2 protein-coding genes are annotated in these 3,183 nt (G+C 59.6%); both read right to left on the bottom strand.

Going from position 1 to position 3,183, the window contains the following annotated elements:
* Positions 1-472: LpxD N-terminal domain-containing protein (locus tag EOA28_RS30335; protein ID WP_348633445.1), on the bottom strand; the 472-nt coding region annotated here is incomplete at its 3' end.
* 78 nt (positions 473-550) lie between these two features.
* Positions 551-2,914: an outer membrane protein assembly factor BamA gene (bamA, locus tag EOA28_RS30330; protein ID WP_127250270.1), complete on the bottom strand. Its 2,364-nt coding sequence runs from the start codon at positions 2,912-2,914 to the stop codon at positions 551-553.
* Positions 2,915-3,183 lie beyond the last annotated feature (269 nt).

Genomic DNA, 3,183 nt, shown 5'->3' with positions numbered 1-3,183 from the left:
GAGGTGCAATGACCGTGCCGCTGCCGATGGACACGCCGGGGCCGATCACGGCGCCCGCTTCGATGATCGCCCCTTCCTCGATATGGGCGGATGGATCGATAAAGGCATGCGCCGAGATGCCGGTTTCTCCGGTCATTGGTCCCGGAGTCGCGGCGTGCGGAAACAATAGGCGCCCGACCATCGCGAAAGCCTGTTGCGGACGAGGATGCATGAGCACCGCGATCCCTGGCGGCGCCTTGGTCGCAAAATCGGCGGGGCACAAGACCGCGGCAGCCCTCAGCGACTGCATCAGCGCGAAATTGCGCTTGCCGTCGACAAAGACGAGCGCGCCGTCACCGCCCTCATTGGCGGGAGCCAGCGCTTCGATGGCAATTTCAGCCTGCGCGGCATCAAGCAGGCTGGCGCCGGTCAGATTCGCGACCTCGCCAGCCGTATACCGGCGTGAAGGCGCGAAGAACACCGGATCGGTCATTCCAGAAGCAATATCCAGCTGGGTCGGCACAGTCCACTCCGGGCCGTCAACCGGCCCGGAACCATTGCAACCACGAAATTAGAAGCGGGTCGCGATACCGAAGTTGAATTCCTGCACATCGTCGGTCGACTCTTTCTTGACCGGGATCGCATAGTCGATGCGGATCGGGCCGAACGGCGAAGCCCACATCAGGCCGACACCCACCGAAGCACGGAGCTTCATGTCGGTCGATGCTTGAACGACACCAGGAGTGTCGACCTTGCTGCCGTACAGAGTTGCGGCATCAGCGAAAACGGCACCGCGCAAACCGAAACTCTCCGGGATCACCGGCAATGGGAATTGCGCTTCGGCCGAGGCATTGAAATAGGTAGTGCCACCAAGGTGGTCTCCAGTTGCGGTGTCAACGGGACCAATGCCACCATACTCAAAACCGCGGATCATGCGATCGTTGCTTTGGAACTGATCGAAAATGCGCAAACCATTATCGCCGTAGCCTGCAATGTAGCCGGCGCCGCCAGATACGAGACCGACAAGGTCAAGCTGCTCCGACAATGTCTGATAGACACTTGCTCGGCCAGTCACTTTCACCCATTTCGCATCGCCGCCAAGACCGGCGAACTCGGTCGTGCCGGTAACGAAGAGACCCTCATGCGGGTTCTTCATGTCGTCGATCGTGTTGTAGGTAAGACCCAAGCTGACCGAGGACTTCAGCCACGAGCCCTCATCGATGGCTTCTATGATGGCCTGCGAAAGATTGCAGTCGCCTTCTACGCCGTCATTGTTGTTGTCACAATCATTGAACTCGTACTTTTCCTGCGAGATGTTGTAGGCAAGCTGCGTCGAAATGTTGTCGGTAATCGGCAGACCGAACCGGACGGTCGCGCCGGTGGTGTCTGTATTGTAGTGATCGTACTCGCGGGTCGACTTGTAGATGTCGAAGCCCGCAGCAATGCGCCGGCCGAGGAAGTAAGGCTCGGTGAAGGAAAGAGCGAAGTCGCGCGAATTCTTGCCGCCGCCGGCCGACAGCTTGATGTACTGGCCGCGGCCGAGGAAGTTGCGCTCCGTGATCGAGCCCTCGATGGAAGGACCGGGCGTGTCGCCGCCGGTCGAATAACCAGCGCCGACCGAGAATTCGCCGGTCGACTTCTCAACCACGGTGACCACGAGCACGACCTGGTCCGGCGCCGAGCCCGGAACCGTCGAGATGTCGACGGACTGGAAGTAATCAAGGCCTTCCAACCGCTTCTTCGCGCGCTGGATGAGGACCTGGTTGAAGGCGTCGCCCTCGCTGACATCGAATTCGCGACGGATGACATAGTCGCGCGTGCGGTCGTTGCCGCGGATTTCGATGCGCTCGATATAGGCCTTGGTGCCCTGGTCGATGGTGTAGACGACCGAAATGGTGTGGTTCTCGAAATTGCGGTCGCCGCGCGGCGTCACCTGGGCGAAGGCATAGCCTGAGCCCGCGACCTTCTCGGTCAACGCGACGATCGAATCCTCGACGTCCTTGGCGTTGTAGACATCGCCCTTGTGGGTTTCGACAGTCGATTCCAGCGCCTTGGAATCGACCTCCGGAATGGTGCTTTCCACGCTGACGTCGCCAAATGTGTAGCGGTCGCCTTCCTGCACGGTGATGGTGACCGTGTATTTGTTGGTGGCGTCGTCAAGCTCGCCGACGGCCGAGACGACCTGGAAGTCGGCATAGCCATGATTGTAGTAGAAGCGGCGCAGCAGTTCCTGGTCGGCGCGCAGCTTGTCCTCGTCATAGACGTCGTCGCGCAGCACGAAGGACAGCCAGGACGAACGCTTGGTGTTGATGACATCGGACAGGCGGCGGCTGGAATAGGCGTGATTGCCGACGAAATTGATCGCCGCGATCTGGGTGCGGCCGCCTTCGTTGATGTTGAAGACCACGTTCACGCGGTTGTCGCCGAGGTCCATGATCTGCGTGGTCACGGCGGCGTCGTCGCGGCCAATTCGCTTGTATGCCGACTTGATCGCCTCGACATCGGCATCCAGCGCCTGCTGCGAGAAGGTCGCGCGCGGCTTCAGCTGGATACCCATCTGAAGCGCGTTGTCCTTGATCTTCTTGTTGCCCTGGAACAGGACCTGGTTGACGACCTTGTATTCGGAAACCTTGACCACCAGGCTCGAACCGACCTGGTTGATCTGGACGTCCGAGAACAGGCCGGTGCCGAACAGCGCCTTGACGGCATCGTCGATATCGGAGCTGGAGAAAGGCTTGCCCGGCTTGATCGAGATGTAATTGCGGATGGTCTCGGCATCGACGCGCTGGTTGCCGCTGACCTCGACACGCGAGATGACCGCTGCCTCGGCCACCGAGGTGGCAGCGAACTGCACTGCGAGCGCGCCTGGCAGGACCAGAGCGGCGGACAGAGCCGCCGCGGAAGCGGCGCTCAGAAACTTGGATGCTGCCTTCATCGGGCTTTTGTACCTTTTTCTCGTAGTCCCCACGGCGAGAAAACCGGACGTGCGGTATTTTCCCTTACCGTATTAACCGGATTTTCCCTACACGCAAGGCTCCCGGTTAATTTGTATTTACTTAACCGTACCGCGTGGCTTTCGCGTCACGCATATCCCCACGCATGGTAAACGGCATCTCAATATCACCGGCGCTGAAGCCAAATTTCTTCATGATTTCAGCACCCAAACAGATCATTCCAAAAAACGAAGCCCATGAAGCCGAGCAC

Source organism: Mesorhizobium sp. M2A.F.Ca.ET.067.02.1.1, from assembly GCF_004023285.1.
Taxonomy (GTDB): domain Bacteria; phylum Pseudomonadota; class Alphaproteobacteria; order Rhizobiales; family Rhizobiaceae; genus Mesorhizobium.
Note: the sequence above shows the minus strand (reverse complement) of the source record. Positions and strands in the feature narration are given on the sequence as shown.

What these genes read in the sequence shown, in the direction of transcription:
- bamA (WP_127250270.1), bottom strand. Translation starts at nt 2,914, where the DNA reads ATGAAGGCAGCATCCAAGTTTCTGAGCGCCGCTTCCGCGGCGGCTCTG.